This window comes from Chitinophaga caeni, from assembly GCF_002557795.1.
GTDB classification, from domain to species: domain Bacteria; phylum Bacteroidota; class Bacteroidia; order Chitinophagales; family Chitinophagaceae; genus Chitinophaga; species Chitinophaga caeni.
The window spans coordinates 122,496-138,098 of the sequence record NZ_CP023777.1 but is presented as its reverse complement, the minus strand read 5'-3'; the positions used below and the strand labels follow the sequence as shown (position 1 = coordinate 138,098).

At 44.5% G+C, this 15,603-nt stretch carries 12 protein-coding genes; 7 read left to right on the top strand and 5 right to left on the bottom strand.

Going from position 1 to position 15,603, the window contains the following annotated elements:
* Positions 1-35 precede the first annotated feature (35 nt).
* From COR50_RS00600 to COR50_RS00585, 4 genes are all read left to right on the top strand, one after another.
* Complete coding sequence (locus tag COR50_RS00600; protein WP_098192167.1) at positions 36-1,325, top strand: ABC transporter permease; 1,290 nt, start codon at positions 36-38, stop codon at positions 1,323-1,325.
* Positions 1,326-1,358: 33 nt separating this feature from the next.
* Positions 1,359-1,664, top strand: a complete 306-nt coding sequence (locus COR50_RS00595; protein ID WP_317044442.1) for a phosphopantetheine-binding protein — start codon at positions 1,359-1,361, stop codon at positions 1,662-1,664.
* A gap of 11 nt (positions 1,665-1,675) precedes the next feature.
* Entirely contained in the window at positions 1,676-2,881 is a 1,206-nt protein-coding gene (locus COR50_RS00590; RefSeq protein ID WP_098192165.1) for a beta-ketoacyl-[acyl-carrier-protein] synthase family protein, read from the top strand.
* 74 nt (positions 2,882-2,955) lie between these two features.
* Positions 2,956-4,035: a beta-ketoacyl synthase chain length factor gene (locus COR50_RS00585; RefSeq protein ID WP_098192164.1), complete on the top strand. Its 1,080-nt coding sequence runs from the start codon at positions 2,956-2,958 to the stop codon at positions 4,033-4,035.
* Positions 4,036-4,443: 408 nt separating this feature from the next.
* Here COR50_RS00585 and COR50_RS00580 read toward each other — a convergent pair whose 3' ends face one another.
* The gene (locus COR50_RS00580; RefSeq protein ID WP_098192163.1) at positions 4,444-6,171 is read right to left on the bottom strand and encodes a M14 family metallopeptidase; all 1,728 of its coding nucleotides are present in this window, start codon (positions 6,169-6,171) and stop codon (positions 4,444-4,446) included.
* 637 nt (positions 6,172-6,808) lie between these two features.
* Positions 6,809-7,063: a 30S ribosomal protein S20 gene (gene rpsT / locus COR50_RS00575; RefSeq protein ID WP_098192162.1), complete on the bottom strand. Its 255-nt coding sequence runs from the start codon at positions 7,061-7,063 to the stop codon at positions 6,809-6,811.
* 279 nt (positions 7,064-7,342) lie between these two features.
* Between rpsT and COR50_RS00570 the strand changes: the two genes are divergently transcribed.
* Positions 7,343-10,102, top strand: coding sequence for a 2-oxoglutarate dehydrogenase E1 component (locus COR50_RS00570; RefSeq protein WP_098192161.1), 2,760 nt, complete (start codon positions 7,343-7,345; stop codon positions 10,100-10,102).
* 69 nt (positions 10,103-10,171) lie between these two features.
* Positions 10,172-11,731 (top strand): 2-oxoglutarate dehydrogenase complex dihydrolipoyllysine-residue succinyltransferase, encoded by a 1,560-nt coding sequence (gene odhB, locus COR50_RS00565; RefSeq protein WP_098192160.1) that lies wholly within the window; start codon positions 10,172-10,174, stop codon positions 11,729-11,731.
* Between the two features lie 93 nt (positions 11,732-11,824).
* Here the strand turns inward: odhB and COR50_RS00560 are convergent, their stop codons facing one another.
* Together COR50_RS00560 and COR50_RS00555 are read right to left on the bottom strand one after the other, a co-directional pair.
* Positions 11,825-12,301: a hypothetical protein gene (locus COR50_RS00560; protein WP_098192159.1), complete on the bottom strand. Its 477-nt coding sequence runs from the start codon at positions 12,299-12,301 to the stop codon at positions 11,825-11,827.
* 3 nt (positions 12,302-12,304) lie between these two features.
* Positions 12,305-12,808, bottom strand: a complete 504-nt coding sequence (locus tag COR50_RS00555) for an RNA polymerase sigma factor (protein WP_098192158.1) — start codon at positions 12,806-12,808, stop codon at positions 12,305-12,307.
* Between the two features lie 113 nt (positions 12,809-12,921).
* On the opposite strand from COR50_RS00555, the gene COR50_RS00550 reads away from it, so the two are divergent.
* Positions 12,922-14,091: an RsmB/NOP family class I SAM-dependent RNA methyltransferase gene (locus COR50_RS00550; protein WP_157760571.1), complete on the top strand. Its 1,170-nt coding sequence runs from the start codon at positions 12,922-12,924 to the stop codon at positions 14,089-14,091.
* A gap of 347 nt (positions 14,092-14,438) precedes the next feature.
* Here the strand turns inward: COR50_RS00550 and mnmA are convergent, their stop codons facing one another.
* Positions 14,439-15,548 (bottom strand): tRNA 2-thiouridine(34) synthase MnmA, encoded by a 1,110-nt coding sequence (mnmA, locus tag COR50_RS00545; protein WP_098192156.1) that lies wholly within the window; start codon positions 15,546-15,548, stop codon positions 14,439-14,441.
* Between the last annotated feature and the right edge of the window lie 55 nt (positions 15,549-15,603).

The following is a 15,603-nucleotide window of genomic DNA, read 5'->3' as shown; positions in this document are numbered from 1 at the left end:
AGTTCACCAGGTAAACCGGTGCGCTTTTTTTATACATGCTAAGATTAATATCAACACTCAGGAAAGAATGGTTTCTTTTGCTCAGGGATAAAGCAGGACTGGCATTGCTCTTTATCATGCCCGTTGTGCTCATCTGCGTAATGGCAATTATCCAGGATGCCCCTTTCAAAGATTACCAGGAGCTGAAGTTCGACATATTGAGTGTGGATAATGATCATGGTCGCTTGGCCAGGTATATCAAGGAAGGATTGGAAAGTACCGGGCAATTTAATATCGTGGATTCATTAGACGGTAAAGTCGTGGATCAAGAATTGGCCATGCAATTGGTACAGGAAGGGGAATATTCAATCGCGATCATAATTCCCCGGGGCGCCACGGGAAATATCGTCAGTAATGCCAACACGATTGTCAATAACTTGATGGACCGGATGGGGATGAGCGCCACGCTCCCCGTGAAAGCGCATCCGGATTCCTTGAACGTGGAAATATATTTCGATCCGGCGGCAAAGAAATCATTCAAAAGTGCGATTCATCAATCTTTGGATAATTTCTTAACCCAGGTAGAAACGAACATGCTGTTAGAAAGGATACAGTTGCAGTTGAAGCGCAAGAATGGCGGGGTGGAAGAGGCTTTTCCCGAGATTCACCTGAAAGCGGTGGGATTGGAAGAAAAGAGCCTCGGTGAACACGCGGAATTAGATGTGATTTCTAACTCGGTACAACATAATGTACCTGCCTGGAGCATTTTCGCGATGTTCTTTATCGTGATCCCAATCGCGGGAAATATGATCCGTGAAAGGGAAGATGGCAGCTTGCTCAGGATGAAATTGATACCGGGCTCTTACCTCGCTATATTGGCAGGTAAGATGTTGTTTTTCGTCGGGATTTGCGTGTTACAATTTTACCTGATGATCTTGGTAGGTAAGTTCTTGTTGCCGGAATTCGGCTTACCGAGTTTAGTAATGGGGAAAGATCACCTGGCCGCTTTTTTAACGGCTGTATGCATCGGTTTGGCAGCTACGGCTTACGGCATCTTGGTTGGAACCGTTTTCAAAACGCCGAACCAGGCTTTGAATTTCGGCGCTATCTCTATCGTGATCTTATCCGCAATCGGCGGCATATGGATACCATTGGAAATTATGCCGCAAAATGTACAGGCGTTCGGGCGACTGTCCCCGATGAGCTGGGGCTTACAGGCGATTAATGATATTTACCTTCGGAATGAGCATTGGACGGAAGTGTTACCGCAATTAGGTTTGCTGCTGGGTTTCGGCCTGCTATTGCTGGGAATTGCGGCCTGGGTTGAAAAAAGAAGGATGAATTGATTTTTAAATGAAAGTATAAAAACGTTACTTTGAATATTAATCATACCCGGGAACCGGGCTTGGTTAACCTACAACAATCATATGGAAGCATTAAAACAAAAACTGAAAGAACAAATCATTGAGGCTTTGAATCTACAAGATACTAAGCCGGAAGATATCGATGATAATGCACCTTTATTCGGTGAAGGATTAGGTTTGGATAGTATCGATTCCTTGGAATTGATGGTATTATTGGAAAGAAATTATCATATCAAGGTAGAAGATCCGCGTGAAGGCCGTAAAATCCTTCAAAGCGTGCAAACCATGGCCGAATTTATCGCTTCAAAGCAACCTGCATAAAGGGATCATTGATGGAAGAAAGTGTGTATATAACGGGAATCGGGATGATGACCGCTATTGGAGATTCAGTGGCGGAAAATTTTGATAGCCTTTGCCAATTAAAATCCGGCCTGGGTTTTACGAATTACGTGGAAACTATTCACCGGGATGTATTGCCCGTTGCCGAGGTTAAACATGGTACCGGGGCCTTAGCCAATATGCTGGGAATCGAACATCACACGGGTTTGACACGCACCAGCTTACTAGGGATGATCGCATTGAAGGATGCGCTGTCGAGCGCCGGTATTGATGATACGGCTGGGCTCGGTTTGATCAATGCCTCCACCGTTGGCGGCATGTGCGATACGGAAAAAGTGTATTTCGATATCATTAACCCGGCAAAAACAGGCGATTTCCTCGATTATATCGATACCCTGGATTGCGCTGATTGCACCCAGCAATTAGCAGATTTCTTCCATTTAGACGGTACATTGGCAACGATCAGTACCGCTTGTTCTTCCTCTGCCAACGCTTTAATATTCGGAGCCCGCCTGGTTAAAAGCGGCCAAGTAGATAAAATCATTTGCGGGGGAACAGAAGCCTTAACCCGTTTTACGATCAACGGGTTTAATTCGTTAAAAAATATTGATAAGCAGCCATGCAAGCCTTTCGATCAGCAAAGGAACGGACTGAACCTTGGTGAAGGTGCCGCCTACCTGGTCTTGGAAAGCGCCGCATCCATGGAAAAGCGGGGTGCGAAAGCATTGGCGGTGCTCAGCGGCTATTGCAATACCAATGAAGCCTTTCACCCCACTTCCCCTTCACCGGAAGGGGATGGCGCTTTTACGGCCATGCAGGAAGCCTTGCTCATGGCAGGTAAGAAGTTGGATGAAGTTGGTTATATCAATGTACACGGAACCGCTACTTTGAACAATGATATCTCCGAAGGTCGCGCCTTGGAACGTTTGTTCGGATCGGATGTACCTGCTTTTAGCTCTACAAAACCATTCACCGGGCACACTTTGGCTGCTGCCGGGGCTATCGAAGCCATCTTTTCTATTTTAGCGATCCGCCACCAGGTCTTTTTCCCGAATATGAATTTCTCCGAAAGGATGGAAGAACTAAGCATCAGCCCGGGAACCGAATTACTCCATAATTTTCCCGTGAATAACGTGATTTCCAATTCATTCGGTTTCGGTGGAAATAATGCATCCCTGGTAATTTCAAAAGCTCCTTAATAAAGCATTCCATATTTTTAATAGATCAAAGTATCTTCGCCAGGAAATAGTATCAAAAAACAGGAATAGCAACCGTGAAGGATTCTCTTAACAACAAGTGTTTTATTCAAGCCGGCAGCGCGATCTCTCCCCAGGCTACTTTCGACTCGGATGATTGGTCGCGGCAATTGATCGCTAGCGATACCAACCGGATGGAATGTATAGAACCTGCGTATGCTGCTTTCATTGCACCGAACAGCTTGCGACGTATGAGCCGCTTGTTGAAGATGGGTTTAACAACAGCTATGAAATGTCTGCAAGAAGCCGGTATTACCGTGCCCGGCGCTATTATTACCGGAACAGGGAAAGGCAGCTTGCAGGATACGGAGCGTTTCTTGAAGAATATTGAAGAGTATTCCGAAAGGGCATTAAATCCCACGCCGTTTATTCAGTCTACTTATAACGCGATCAACGGGTTGATCGCTTTACAACAACAATGTACACGTTACAATAATACTTTCGTAAACCGCGGGTTTTCATTCGAAAATGCGATGTTGGACAGCCTCCTATACTTGCGGGAGCACCCGGCTGAAACGGTACTCCTCGGTGCATTTGAGGAGATGACCGCGGAGCATTTTTTTATCAAGGAACGTGCAGGTTATTGGAAACCCGGTGTAAATAATTTGAATTTTCTACAGCAAGGAAATACACCCGGCAGTATCGCGGGAGAAGGTACGGCATATTTTTGCTTGTCAAATCAACAAGATTCGAGCAGCTTGGCACGCTTGCGGGATGTTGAAATGTTATACAAACCGGGAGCGGAAAAGTTACGATCCTCTTTGCAACAATTTCTATCATCTAATGAATTGAAGGTAGAAGATATCTCCTTGTTGCTTTCCGGTGAAAATGGCGATGCGAGATTCCAACAATATTATGATGCGGTGGAAGCTGCGCTGGGGGAAGTTCCCAAGCTGCCTTACAAAGTATTTTGCGGTGAATATGATACTTCCACGGCGTTCGCAACCTGGATGGCCTCAAAATTAATGGGGTCGGGGGAAACACCCCTTACCGTCAGCAACTTATTAACCAAGCCATATACTTCATTACAAAATATATTGATATACAATAATTATATGGGCGATCAGCATAGCTTTATCTTAATACAAAAGGCGTAAAAATGCTTGATATACATAAAGCCAAAATCCCGGTTGGAGAAAGCAACCGGGATTTCGGTTTTATAGGTCCCGTTTTGTTGTTTGTATATCATTATTGTCCGACTAAATTTTACCGGGGAGCAATTTGATCCCTCAATAGTGCGATTCAATGTTCATCTGCTCCGTTTCTTGTACTTTTTTGTTTACCCAAAAAAGGTACAAATTGGTCATCACGGCCACCAATTTGATCGCTCGATCTGGCCTTTTTACTACTGTATGGCCAAGCTACCCTTCGCTATCAACGGAGCGAAGCTCCACGGTTCTCTTGGCGGGGGGTGAATGTATCATCCTTCGCTTATATCCTTGACCAGGTAAGGAATTCAAGTACCTTTAAAGCATTTTTAGCCGGACAACAATGTTTGTATATCCTTAATAAACCATGTAAACAGGGTATCTCATGAAGCCGGGTTCATAGTAAGGAGAATTGCGGAAAACGTAATTCAATTGCGCGTTCCCGTTTTTAGCAAATTCAGGATCAGCCTGTCTTTTAGCCGCCAGGGAATCTTGTAATTCCGGGTGTTGCGACAAATATTCATAGCCGGTATCTTCAAATACATAACTGCTATATCCTTCTTTTTGACCGAGGATACTATCAAAGAAATTCCATGCAAAAAAGGAGTCTCCGGCGGCAGGTTCCAGGGTTTCTAATATAAATCGATTGGCTACTTGATTCATCGGGATATAATAATCTCCTTTCAAGAAACGGATACTGGTTTTGATAGGTTTCACCATGGTGTTGTAGTGAATATAATGCCCTTCATACGGTCGCGTAGGGGTTTTATAATCTTCGATTTTGTAAGCTGTTACCTCGATCGTGGTATCGTGTTGAAATTGCTGCACCTGCACGCGGCTGTTTTTCAACAAGTCGATTACTTTCCACCAACCTTGCGGAATGATATACGCGGTAGGCTTGCGTACAAAATTGCCAGCTGTAAAGTGATTATAGAACTTGATGTTTCTCTCGTAAGGTTTTTCGCGATCATAATATAACCTAGGTAAACCTGAAATCCGGCTGGGCTTATAACCCGCTTGGTAACCTTTAAACAAACGTTCGGAATACCTGCTGGAATCCACTTGCCAGGAAAGGGGGAATTCTTGTTGTGTTTTCACCGACAATTTTGTCTGATCCCTTAATTGCTTGATCTCGGCAGCATTTTTCGATGTAAACGCTATAAAACATTCCATCAGCGCATAAGTGGCAGCTACCCGTTGTGGATAAGGTTTGAGCATATGTGTTTCCGGAACAAAACCGAAAGTATGGAATAAAGTGGTGTAGCCGCTGGAGTACCTCGGGCCATCCATGTATTCAATCCAGCCGCTATCAGGTGTGGAGCCGAAATGGTTTACGTACGGCACCAGGTCATAACCCTTGCTTTTCATTAACTGGTAAAGCCCCGGTTCAAACTGCTCATACATATATCGGCCCATCACGCCGCCTAATTTATCGTGCTGGGTACATAGTAATGTTATGATATGTTGATAATCAGCCCCGTTACTAACATGGTTATCCACGAAAACATCCGGATCCGTCATTTGATAAATTTGCTGGAAGGCGCGGGCATTTTTCGAATCGGCCTTGATGAAGTCACGGTTTAGATCGAGGTTCTGCGCATTTCCGCGGGAGCCGAATTCCGCCGGGCCATTTTGATCTACGCGGTAATAAGGACTCCTGTTTAAACTGCCCCCGATATTATATAAAGGTATAATAGCCAGTACTATATTATCCGGTAAATGTTTTTTACCGCTGGCCAGGTCGCGCACCAGCATCATACTGGCATCGATACCATCCGGTTCTCCCGGGTGTATGCCGTTGTTAACCAATATAATACGTTTATTTTGTTGATGAAATTTAGCATAATCTGCCCCGCCCTGGTTAGAGAAAGTGATAAGGTGCAAAGGATAACCGGCATCCGTTTCCCCCAGGGTTTGTATGTGGATCTTGGGGTAATGTTTCGCTAATTGCTGGTAATATTTGATACACTCGAAATATGTAACGGTTTCTTGGCCCTTGGTACGTTCAAATTTGGTAATAAAATCTTGGGCTGCCAGGGTATTACAACAAAGCAGGCATACGAGTGCAGGTAATAAATATTTCATACCGGGAAAATACGACAGCTAAAATAAAAATTTCGCTATATTTTATGAATACTGAAATCGAGATTTGTCGTTTTTTAACCTTTTCGGGTTATTTACGTAATAGTATTTTGCTGGAAATAGCTTCGATGACCCACTTCTGAAGCCCTATGGGGTACTTGCGAAGTGGGTAGGGGTACTTCTGAAGTGGGGGGATGGACTTCAAAACAGCAATTTCGGGATTATTTTAAGGTATTGACCCACCCGGTAAGTGGTAGGGGGTACTTCGGAAGTGGGGTGCCGTTTTCTGTAAACTTAAAAACAGGCTATTTAGAGCGATATTTTGTGCTTTTTATGGCAAAACTGGCAAAGGAAACCGGTTATATCCACTTATTTTATCCAAAATTGGAGTAAAAAGGACATCGATTGGAGTTCCGAGGTGGTAGGGGGTACTTGTGAAGTGGGTATGGGTACTTCTGAAGTGGGTGGGGGTACTTCTGAGTGAACCTTTGACGATTTTAAAGTGTTTTTAGAACACTAATTTTTTAAATTGTAATAGAAGTGTCAAAAAAAATATGGTGGTCTAAGAGTCCGTAAGAAGAAACTAAAAAAGCCCTTCCTGCTTGCAGGAAGAGCTCCAATATGTTCGAAATCAGAAAAATTAAGCTAAGGTATTTACCTTTTTAGTCAACTTGCTTTTTAAGTTGGCAGCTTTATTTTTGTGAATCACATTACGTTTCGCTAATTTGTCGATCAAGGACAATACACCCGGTAATTCCTTTTCTGCAGTTGCTTTTTCAGAGATCGCTTTTAAATCCCTGATGGCATTACGGGTAGTTTTACCGTAGTAACGGTTACGCTCATTACGCTTTCTGCTCTGACGTACGTCTTTTTTCGTTGCTTTATGGTTTGCCATTGTTAAATTTTCAAGTTTCGGAGGGCAAAGGTATGATTTTACATTTTATGAACAAAATAAAATTTTAGATCAAAGTGTAAAAATCGACCGCCCAAATGATATTCAAATGAATAATGGAATGCAAATATAATACAAAGTTAAAAACATGTAATGAACTAATTTTTTACTAAGGTTTTGTCAAAAAACGAGCGATATTTGCACTCCGTATCATATATAAAAATATGCTGCGCCAGCAACAACAGTATTTGAATCAAAGACTAAGCAAAATTAACGTTGTAAATGAAGGACTTTTCATTCGTCACCAACTCCCATCCCGCGTATATTGAATCATTATACCAGGATTATCGCAAAGATCCTACATCCGTTGACCCAGATTGGGCCAAATTTTTTGTAGGATTCGATTATGCAGTGAGCAATACAAACGGTACTACAGCTACTGCGGGTGACGTAAAGGCCGGGGGAACGAAAGTATTACCAGTCTCTAATGAACAGCTAGTCAAGGAATTAGGAGTCTTCCGCCTGATCCAGGCGTACCGTAAGAAGGCTCACTTGATCGCCAAAACAAACCCGATACGCGAACGTAAAAATCGACATGCCAACCTCGATATTAGCTTTTTCGGGTTTTCCGATGCCGATTTAAATACTGAATTTTATGCGGGCGAAGTGATCGGCCTTGGTAAAACTACGCTTGCCAAGATCGTTGAATACCTCAGGAAAATTTACGCGGGTCCGGTGGGCCTGGAGTTTACCTATATTAATGATCGCAAGAAAATGGAATGGCTGCAAAATGAGATGGAAACTACCATGCAGCAACCGCTTAGCTTAGATCAGAAAAAACGCATCCTCCAAAAGCTGAACCAAGGGGTGATGTTCGAGAAATTTTTACACAAAAAATATATCGGTCAAAAACGCTTCTCGCTCGAAGGTGGTGAAACAACGATCCCTTGCTTGGATAACATCATCAATACAGCGGTAGATCACGGTGTACAAGAGGTCGTAATCGGCATGGCGCACCGCGGTCGCTTGAACGTATTGGCCAATACCCTGGGCAAAACTTACGAACAGATTTTTTCCGAATTTGAAGGAAACAGCACGCCGGATACCACTATGGGCAGCGGCGATGTGAAATACCACCTCGGTTTTCGTTCTACCCTGAAAACTGCGAACGATAAGGATGTGAATGTTCAACTAACGCCGAACCCTTCCCACTTGGAAGTGGTTGACCCGGTCGTTTTAGGGTTTTCCCGTAGCAAGGCGGATGTGATTTACGATAGCGATTACGATAAGATATTACCGATCTTGATCCACGGGGATGCTGCCGTTGCAGGGCAAGGCGTCGTGTACGAAATCGCCCAGATGAGCAAATTGAGAGGATATTACACGGGAGGTACTATCCACTTCGTGATTAATAACCAGATCGGGTTTACAACCGATTTCGATGATGCCCGTTCTTCCGATTATTCTACCAGCGTGGCTGCCATTATCCAAGCCCCTGTATTCCATGTGAACGGGGATGATGTGGAAGCTGCCGTGAAAGTATGTGATATCGCTACCCGCTACCGCCAGGAATTTAATGAAGATATTTATATCGATTTATTATGTTACCGCCGTCATGGTCACAACGAGGGAGATGATCCTAAGTTTACTCAACCTCACCTGTATTCCTTGATCGAGAAACATGAAGATCCCCGCGAGATTTACTCCAAAGTATTGGTCGCACACGGGGAAGTGGATGCCAAGTTGGCCCAGGAGATGGAGGAATCTTTCTGGAAAGATTTGCAAGATCGCCTGGATGAAGTTAAAGAGCATCCATTACCATACGTTTATCAAAAGCCGGAAATCTGGTGGCAGTCTTTACGCAAATCAACCCCGGAAGATTTTATAAAATCGCCGGAAACGGCCATCAGCCCGGAACAACTGGATAGCATCTTCAAAGCTATCATGACTATCCCCGGAGGTTTTAAACCGCTTCGTAAGGTAGAGAAATTGTTGACGGATAAAAAAGAATTGTACGATGGCCAAGGTTTGTTAGATTGGTCATCCGGTGAATTGTTGGCCTACGCCAGCTTGCTCAGCGAAGGAAGTGACGTGCGTATCAGCGGTCAAGATGTTAAGAGGGGAACTTTCTCCCACCGCCACGCGATCATCCGCAATGAAGAAACCAACGAGGAATATAGCCGTTTGAGCAATGTTCCTGGAAAAGGTGGTAAATTGCGTATCTATAATTCGCTGTTGAGTGAATTTGCAGTATTGGGATTTGAATACGGTTATTCTATCGCGAATCCAAATGCACTAACTATATGGGAAGCTCAATTCGGTGATTTCAGTAACGGCGCGCAAACCGTTATTGACCAGTTCGTGACTTCCGCGGAAACGAAATGGCAGAAACAAAGCGGCCTGGTAATGTTGTTGCCGCATGGTTATGAAGGGCAAGGTCCGGAGCACTCCAGCGCCCGTTTGGAGCGGTTCTTGCAGATGTGTGCCGAATACAACATCTTCGTCACAAACTGTACTACTGCCGCAAACTTCTTCCATGCATTGCGCCGTCAATTAGCATTGCCGTTCCGCAAGCCGATGATTAACTTCTCACCGAAAGCGAACTTACGCCACGTGAGAAGCCAAAGCCCGATCAAGGATTTCACCCATGGCGGCTTCCAAGAAGTGCTGGATGATCCGTTTATCGAGGATCCGGCGCGCGTGAAGAAAGTGTTGTTATGCTCCGGCAAGATGTACTTCGATTTGAGTGAAAAGCAAATGAAGGAAGATCGTAAAGATGTGGCGATCATCAGGATGGAACAATTATATCCATTACCGGTGACACAGCTGGAAGCGATTAACCAGAAATATAAAGGCGCTACCTGGTTCTGGGTTCAAGAAGAACCGCTGAATATGGGCGCTGCCAGCTTCTTGCAAATGAATTTGAAACAATTCAACTACGGTGTGATCAGTAGGAACCCGAGCGCGGCCACCGCGACCGGCTACGCGAAGATCCACGCGCAAGAACAAGCTGAAATCATTGAAACCGCTTTCAGTATCTAATTTAAGGAAGTCAAAATTTGAAAATATCAATGGCGGCACCGTTCGTCATCAACCATCAACATCTTTTTTATGGTTATCGAAATTAAAGTTCCTACGGTAGGAGAATCAATTAGCGAGGTTACAATTGCAAAATGGTTAAAGAAAGATGGAGATTTCGTTCAGCAAGATGAAGTGTTGTGCGAGATGGAATCTGAAAAAGCTACGTTTGAACTCAATGCAGAAAAAGCAGGTATCTTATCTATCAAAGCTAAAGAAGGAGACACCCTGGAAATTGGCGCTGTTGCTTGCACCATCGATACAGATGCTGCTGCGCCTGCCGCGGAAGCGGCTCCCGCTGCTGCCGCAACACCGGAACAACAAGCTCCGCCTGTAGAAGCACCCGCCGCTCCCGCATCCAACAAGGGTACCGTGGAGATTAAAGTTCCAACGGTAGGCGAATCCATCAATGAAGTAACCCTGGTAAAATGGTTGAAGAAAACGGGTGATTACGTGGAGCGCGATGAAATGCTTTGCGAACTCGAATCTGAAAAAGCTACGTTTGAACTGAACGCGGAAGAAGCCGGCCTGTTAACTACTGTTGCGAAAGAAGGGGATACCCTGGCCATCGGCGCGGTAGCTTGCACGATCGATACATCTGCTGCCCGTCCTGCCGGTAGTGCAGCCCCGGCAGCGAAGCCTGCTGAACCGGCAACGGCCAATGAAGCTAAAGCAGCACCGGCCACAACTGCTGCCCCGGCTCATCACGATGTGAAAGCATCCCCTGTTGCTGCGGCAGTTATCGCTGATAAAAAAGTGGATCCTAACTCCATCAAGGGCTCCGGTTCCCATGGTAGGATCATGAAAAATGATGTTTTTGCCGCGCTGGAAAATCCGGGCGTTGCAATCGGGCATGAAATGTTTACCCGCAACGATCGCCGCGAGAAAATGTCGAACTTACGTAAGACCGTTTCCCGCAGGTTGGTAGAAGCTAAAAATACCACCGCGATGTTAACCACCTTCAACGAGGTGGATATGACCAACATCATGGCGATCCGCGCTAAATATAAAGAAGTATTCAAGAAATCTCACGGTGTGAACCTCGGGTTTATGAGCTTCTTCACCAAGGCATGTTGCTTCGCCTTGCAAGAGTTCCCGGCCGTTAATGCTTACATCGATGGAGAAGAGTTGGTATACCACGAGTATTGCGATATTTCCATCGCGGTATCTGCTCCGAAAGGTTTGGTAGTACCGGTAATTCGCAATGCGGAAAGCCTGGATATGGCCGGAATTGAAGGAAAAGTAGTTGAGCTGGCCACCAAGGCACGCGATAATAAACTGACGATGGACGAAATGACCGGGGGAACGTTTACCATTACTAATGGTGGGGTGTTCGGTTCCTTGATGAGTACGCCGATCATTAACATCCCTCAATCTGCTATCCTGGGTATGCACAAAATACAGGAACGACCCATGGCGATTGATGGACAGGTAGTGATCCGCCCGATGATGTACGTGGCATTGAGCTACGATCACCGTATTATTGACGGTCGTGAATCGGTTAGCTTCCTGGTAAGGGTGAAAGAGATGTTGGAAAATCCTGAGCAATTATTGTTCGGTAAAGACCCGGTGAAAACATTGCTGAAATTATAATTCAACTTGTTAAGATACGAGCGGCGTTTGGTTCTAAGAATCAAACGCCGTTTTTTTATTAAAGTACCTAGTGATTGATAGATTGATTACCGGTTAGGGTTGCGTAACTGGTTGTTGTACCGTTGTAGTAGCGGGAGCTGCTTGCGATGATTTATTTTCTTCGGCTTGCTTAAATTTTAAATAGTATAAGATCGCGAAGAACAAGAATATCTTTGACAAGACCACGAGCGTGATGAAGGCAATCCTCCACCATTTATGAACGGTGATATTGTCTTGGCTGTTAGGATTTAGATTAATGAAAGTATAATTACTATTATCATTATTGCGGGTATTATTATTCCCTTCGTGCCAGTCGATTCTTTGCACGATTTCATTGCGGGTCTGCGCGGGCGGCATTACTGCTTCCGCGAAGGCTAAGGATTCCACCTTCTTTTCAACCGACTGAATCTCGGTGTTGAGTTCCGGGAAGAGCCTACGCATTTGATCCAACTCCTTTTCTTCATCGGGAGTTGCTAAACCCAGTACGTAACTTTCAATGATACCGCTTGATATGTAATCTTTCAGGTCCACTGTTTAATGTAAAAATTTTCTAAAAGCCACCATAGCTTGCTTAAGTAATAAATTAATCTCTTCCTCATCTTTGGCTAATAGCCTGCCGATGGCCGCCCGGGATAATCCGTTGAAAAAGCTCAAACGAAATACCAGCTGTTCATCAGCCGCTAACGTATCTGCAAATACTTGGAATGAACTATTACTCCTTTTAACAAGCGAGGTGTCATTATGATTACTAGTTATGGGCAGTGATGATTCCACTGCATACTCTCTTGCCTTTTTAAACAGCCACGTAAATAGGTTATGATAACCCGATGTTGAATATGCCGATGCATTTTGGAAGCAATAGGAGAACAATTTTATTATTAGATCATTGGCTTTCACCGGATCTCCTACTATTTGTAACATGATCCCGTACAATGGAGCTGCGTACCTTTCATACAACAGCTTTTTAGCAAGCGGGTTACCAGCTATCAACAATTGCAAAAGCTCGTGCTCGCTAATATGTGCATTTTCCTGGTGCAATGCTATATAAAACCGGATTCATATTAAAAATAGTGAATACTAATCATATAAAAAAATTCATACAGAAAAATGGATGTTTCGTTGTAGGCAAAACATCCTGTACTTTTGCAGCCATGACGAGATGGGAAAATTACCAGGGCTCTGCTGTCAAGATCATCACCCGTTACCAGGGAGATTTGCCCTTGCATCATTACCTTAAGCAATTCTTTAAACAGCATCCGCAGATGGGTAGCCGTGATCGTAAATGGATATCGCGGTTGGTCTATGATTATTTCAGGCTGGGACATTGGGCCTTGGATGCAGCTTTAGAAGAGCGCATTCAAAAAGCTGTATGTATTTGCGAACCGGGGGCAAATGATTTCTTGGCTGCCATCAACCCAGAATTGAATGAGCTTGCAGCATTACCATTGGAACGGAAGCTAGAATCTTTGACGATCAATAATTCAGCATACAGCGCGGAGCAGTTATTCCCTTTTGCACAACAGCTTTCCGCGGAGATTGATATAAAGACCTGGGCGAGCTCCCTTCTAAAGCAGCCACTATTGTTTATCCGTGTTCGACCCGGCAAAAGAACCAAGGTAATCGATATATTGGAGAATCAAGGTGTTGATTTTCAATATCTTGATAATGAAGCAATCGCCTTACCGCAAGGAACTAACCTGGAACAATTGATCCTCGATAAAGATTGGTACGAGATACAGGATCTTTCTTCCCAAACCACGATGCAGTTGTTGACGCCAAAACCGGGAGAATATTGGTGGGATTGTTGCGCAGCCAGCGGTGGAAAGTCGATCTTGTTGAAAGATAAAGAGCCGGGGATCAAATTATTTGCCAGCGATATCCGTCCTTCTATTATACAAAACTTACAAAAACGTTTAACGGCGGCCAAGGTATCAGGCTTTCAAACCGGGGTTATAGATCTGAACCAGGGGGATTTAGCCAGTTTATTACCCCGCAAGCAGTTTGATGGCATCCTTTTGGATGCACCTTGCAGCGGCTCCGGAACTTGGGGGCGAACACCCGAAAACCTCGTCTATTTTGAAGCGGAAAAGATTGATTATTATGCTGATTTACAATGGAAAATTGCGACAAATGTACTTCCTTATATAAAACCCGGCGGTAGTTTTGTTTATATCACCTGTTCCGTATTTGCCAAAGAAAATGAACAGATGGTGACCCGCTTGTTAGATACCGGTTTGCTGGAAAAAGAAAGTGGCGGATTGATCGATGGTAGCGCCAAGAGGGCAGATTCTATGTTTGCAGTACGCTTCAGGAAGAAATAGGAAAAATATATATGGGGATCCGCAGGTTCGAGCTGCGAAGTAACGGATGTGTGTTCGAAACACGAGTTCGTTTTTTGAAAGTTTCCCCCAGTAACCAAAAACATGCAAACATGCTGGTTCGAGCTTCCAAGCTCGGACCCACGCACAATTGAGGACATGCACTATTATACCGGCAACGAAAAATCACGTACTCCATGCACCACGAACTGCTCAATGTTGGATTCCAAGTGCTGCTGGACAAGGTGCAATAATGACCTCGGTCCCAGTATCTGGATAAAAAAAAGCTACCATGAAATGGCAGCTTTAATCTTTTTCATATTTAAACCCGGTTCAAACGGGGGAATACTTTATCCGAAAATATCCGCCTCACTTTTCCTGCGGATAATACCACCTCCGATCAGATCATTGCCATCATAAAAAACAGCAGATTGACCCGGTGCGATACCTTTTACATTTTCGTAAAAACGAACCTTCACTAAGCCGTCTTCTGTGTAAAGGTTGCTTAAAGCGCCTTTATCCTTATAACGGATCTTGGTAATGGCTTCCATACCGTTCGTAATTTCCGGGTATTTCACCATATTAATACCGCCAACGGTCATCTCGTTCTTCTCAAGGTCGGATTCATCTCCTAAAACCACGGTATTAGTTTCCGGGATAATTTCAGTCACATAAATCGGTCGTCCGAGAGCAATCAGGCCTTTTCTTTGTCCAACGGTATAGAAAGGATAACCTTTATGTTGCCCAACTACGGTTCCATCGGTCAATACGAAATTGCCGCCATCCACCTGTTCTTCAAGTCCGTCCACCTTACGTTTCAGGAAGCCGCGGTAATCGTTATCCGGCACGAAGCAGATTTCATAGCTTTCGGCTTTTTTAGCTAGTTCGGGGTAACCGTAATCGAAAGCCATTTGACGGATTTCTGTTTTACGGTAGGTGCCTAAGGGCAATAAGGTCCTTTTAATTACGGCTTGATCCAGGCCCCACAAAACGTAGCTTTGATCCTTGGTTTCGTCAACGCCTTTGCTGATAACACCGCGTCCGTCTTCTTCGCGGATGCTAGCATAGTGACCCGTGGCAATGAATTCGCAATCCAGCGCATCGGCCCTTTTCATGAGCGCGCGCCATTTTATATGGGTATTGCAGAGAACACAAGGGTTAGGCGTACGGCCTGCCAGGTATTCATCCACGAAATTATTGATCACGAAATCTCCAAACTCATCCCTGATGTCCAGGATGAAATGGGAAAAGCCATGATGCACGGCCGCGGCGCGGGCATCGTTGAAAGAATCAAGATTACAGCAGCCGGTTTCTTTTTTACTGGTGCCGGCAGAGGCGTAATCCCATGTTTTCATGGTAATTCCCACTACTTCGTAGCCTTGGTCATGCAGCATCAGGGCGGTCACGGTACTGTCTATACCGCCGCTCATCGCTACTAGCACTTTTCCATGTCTACTCATTATATCTAAAAGTTTAAGGATGCAAAGGTACAGAAAAGCCGTCAATGGCGGACTT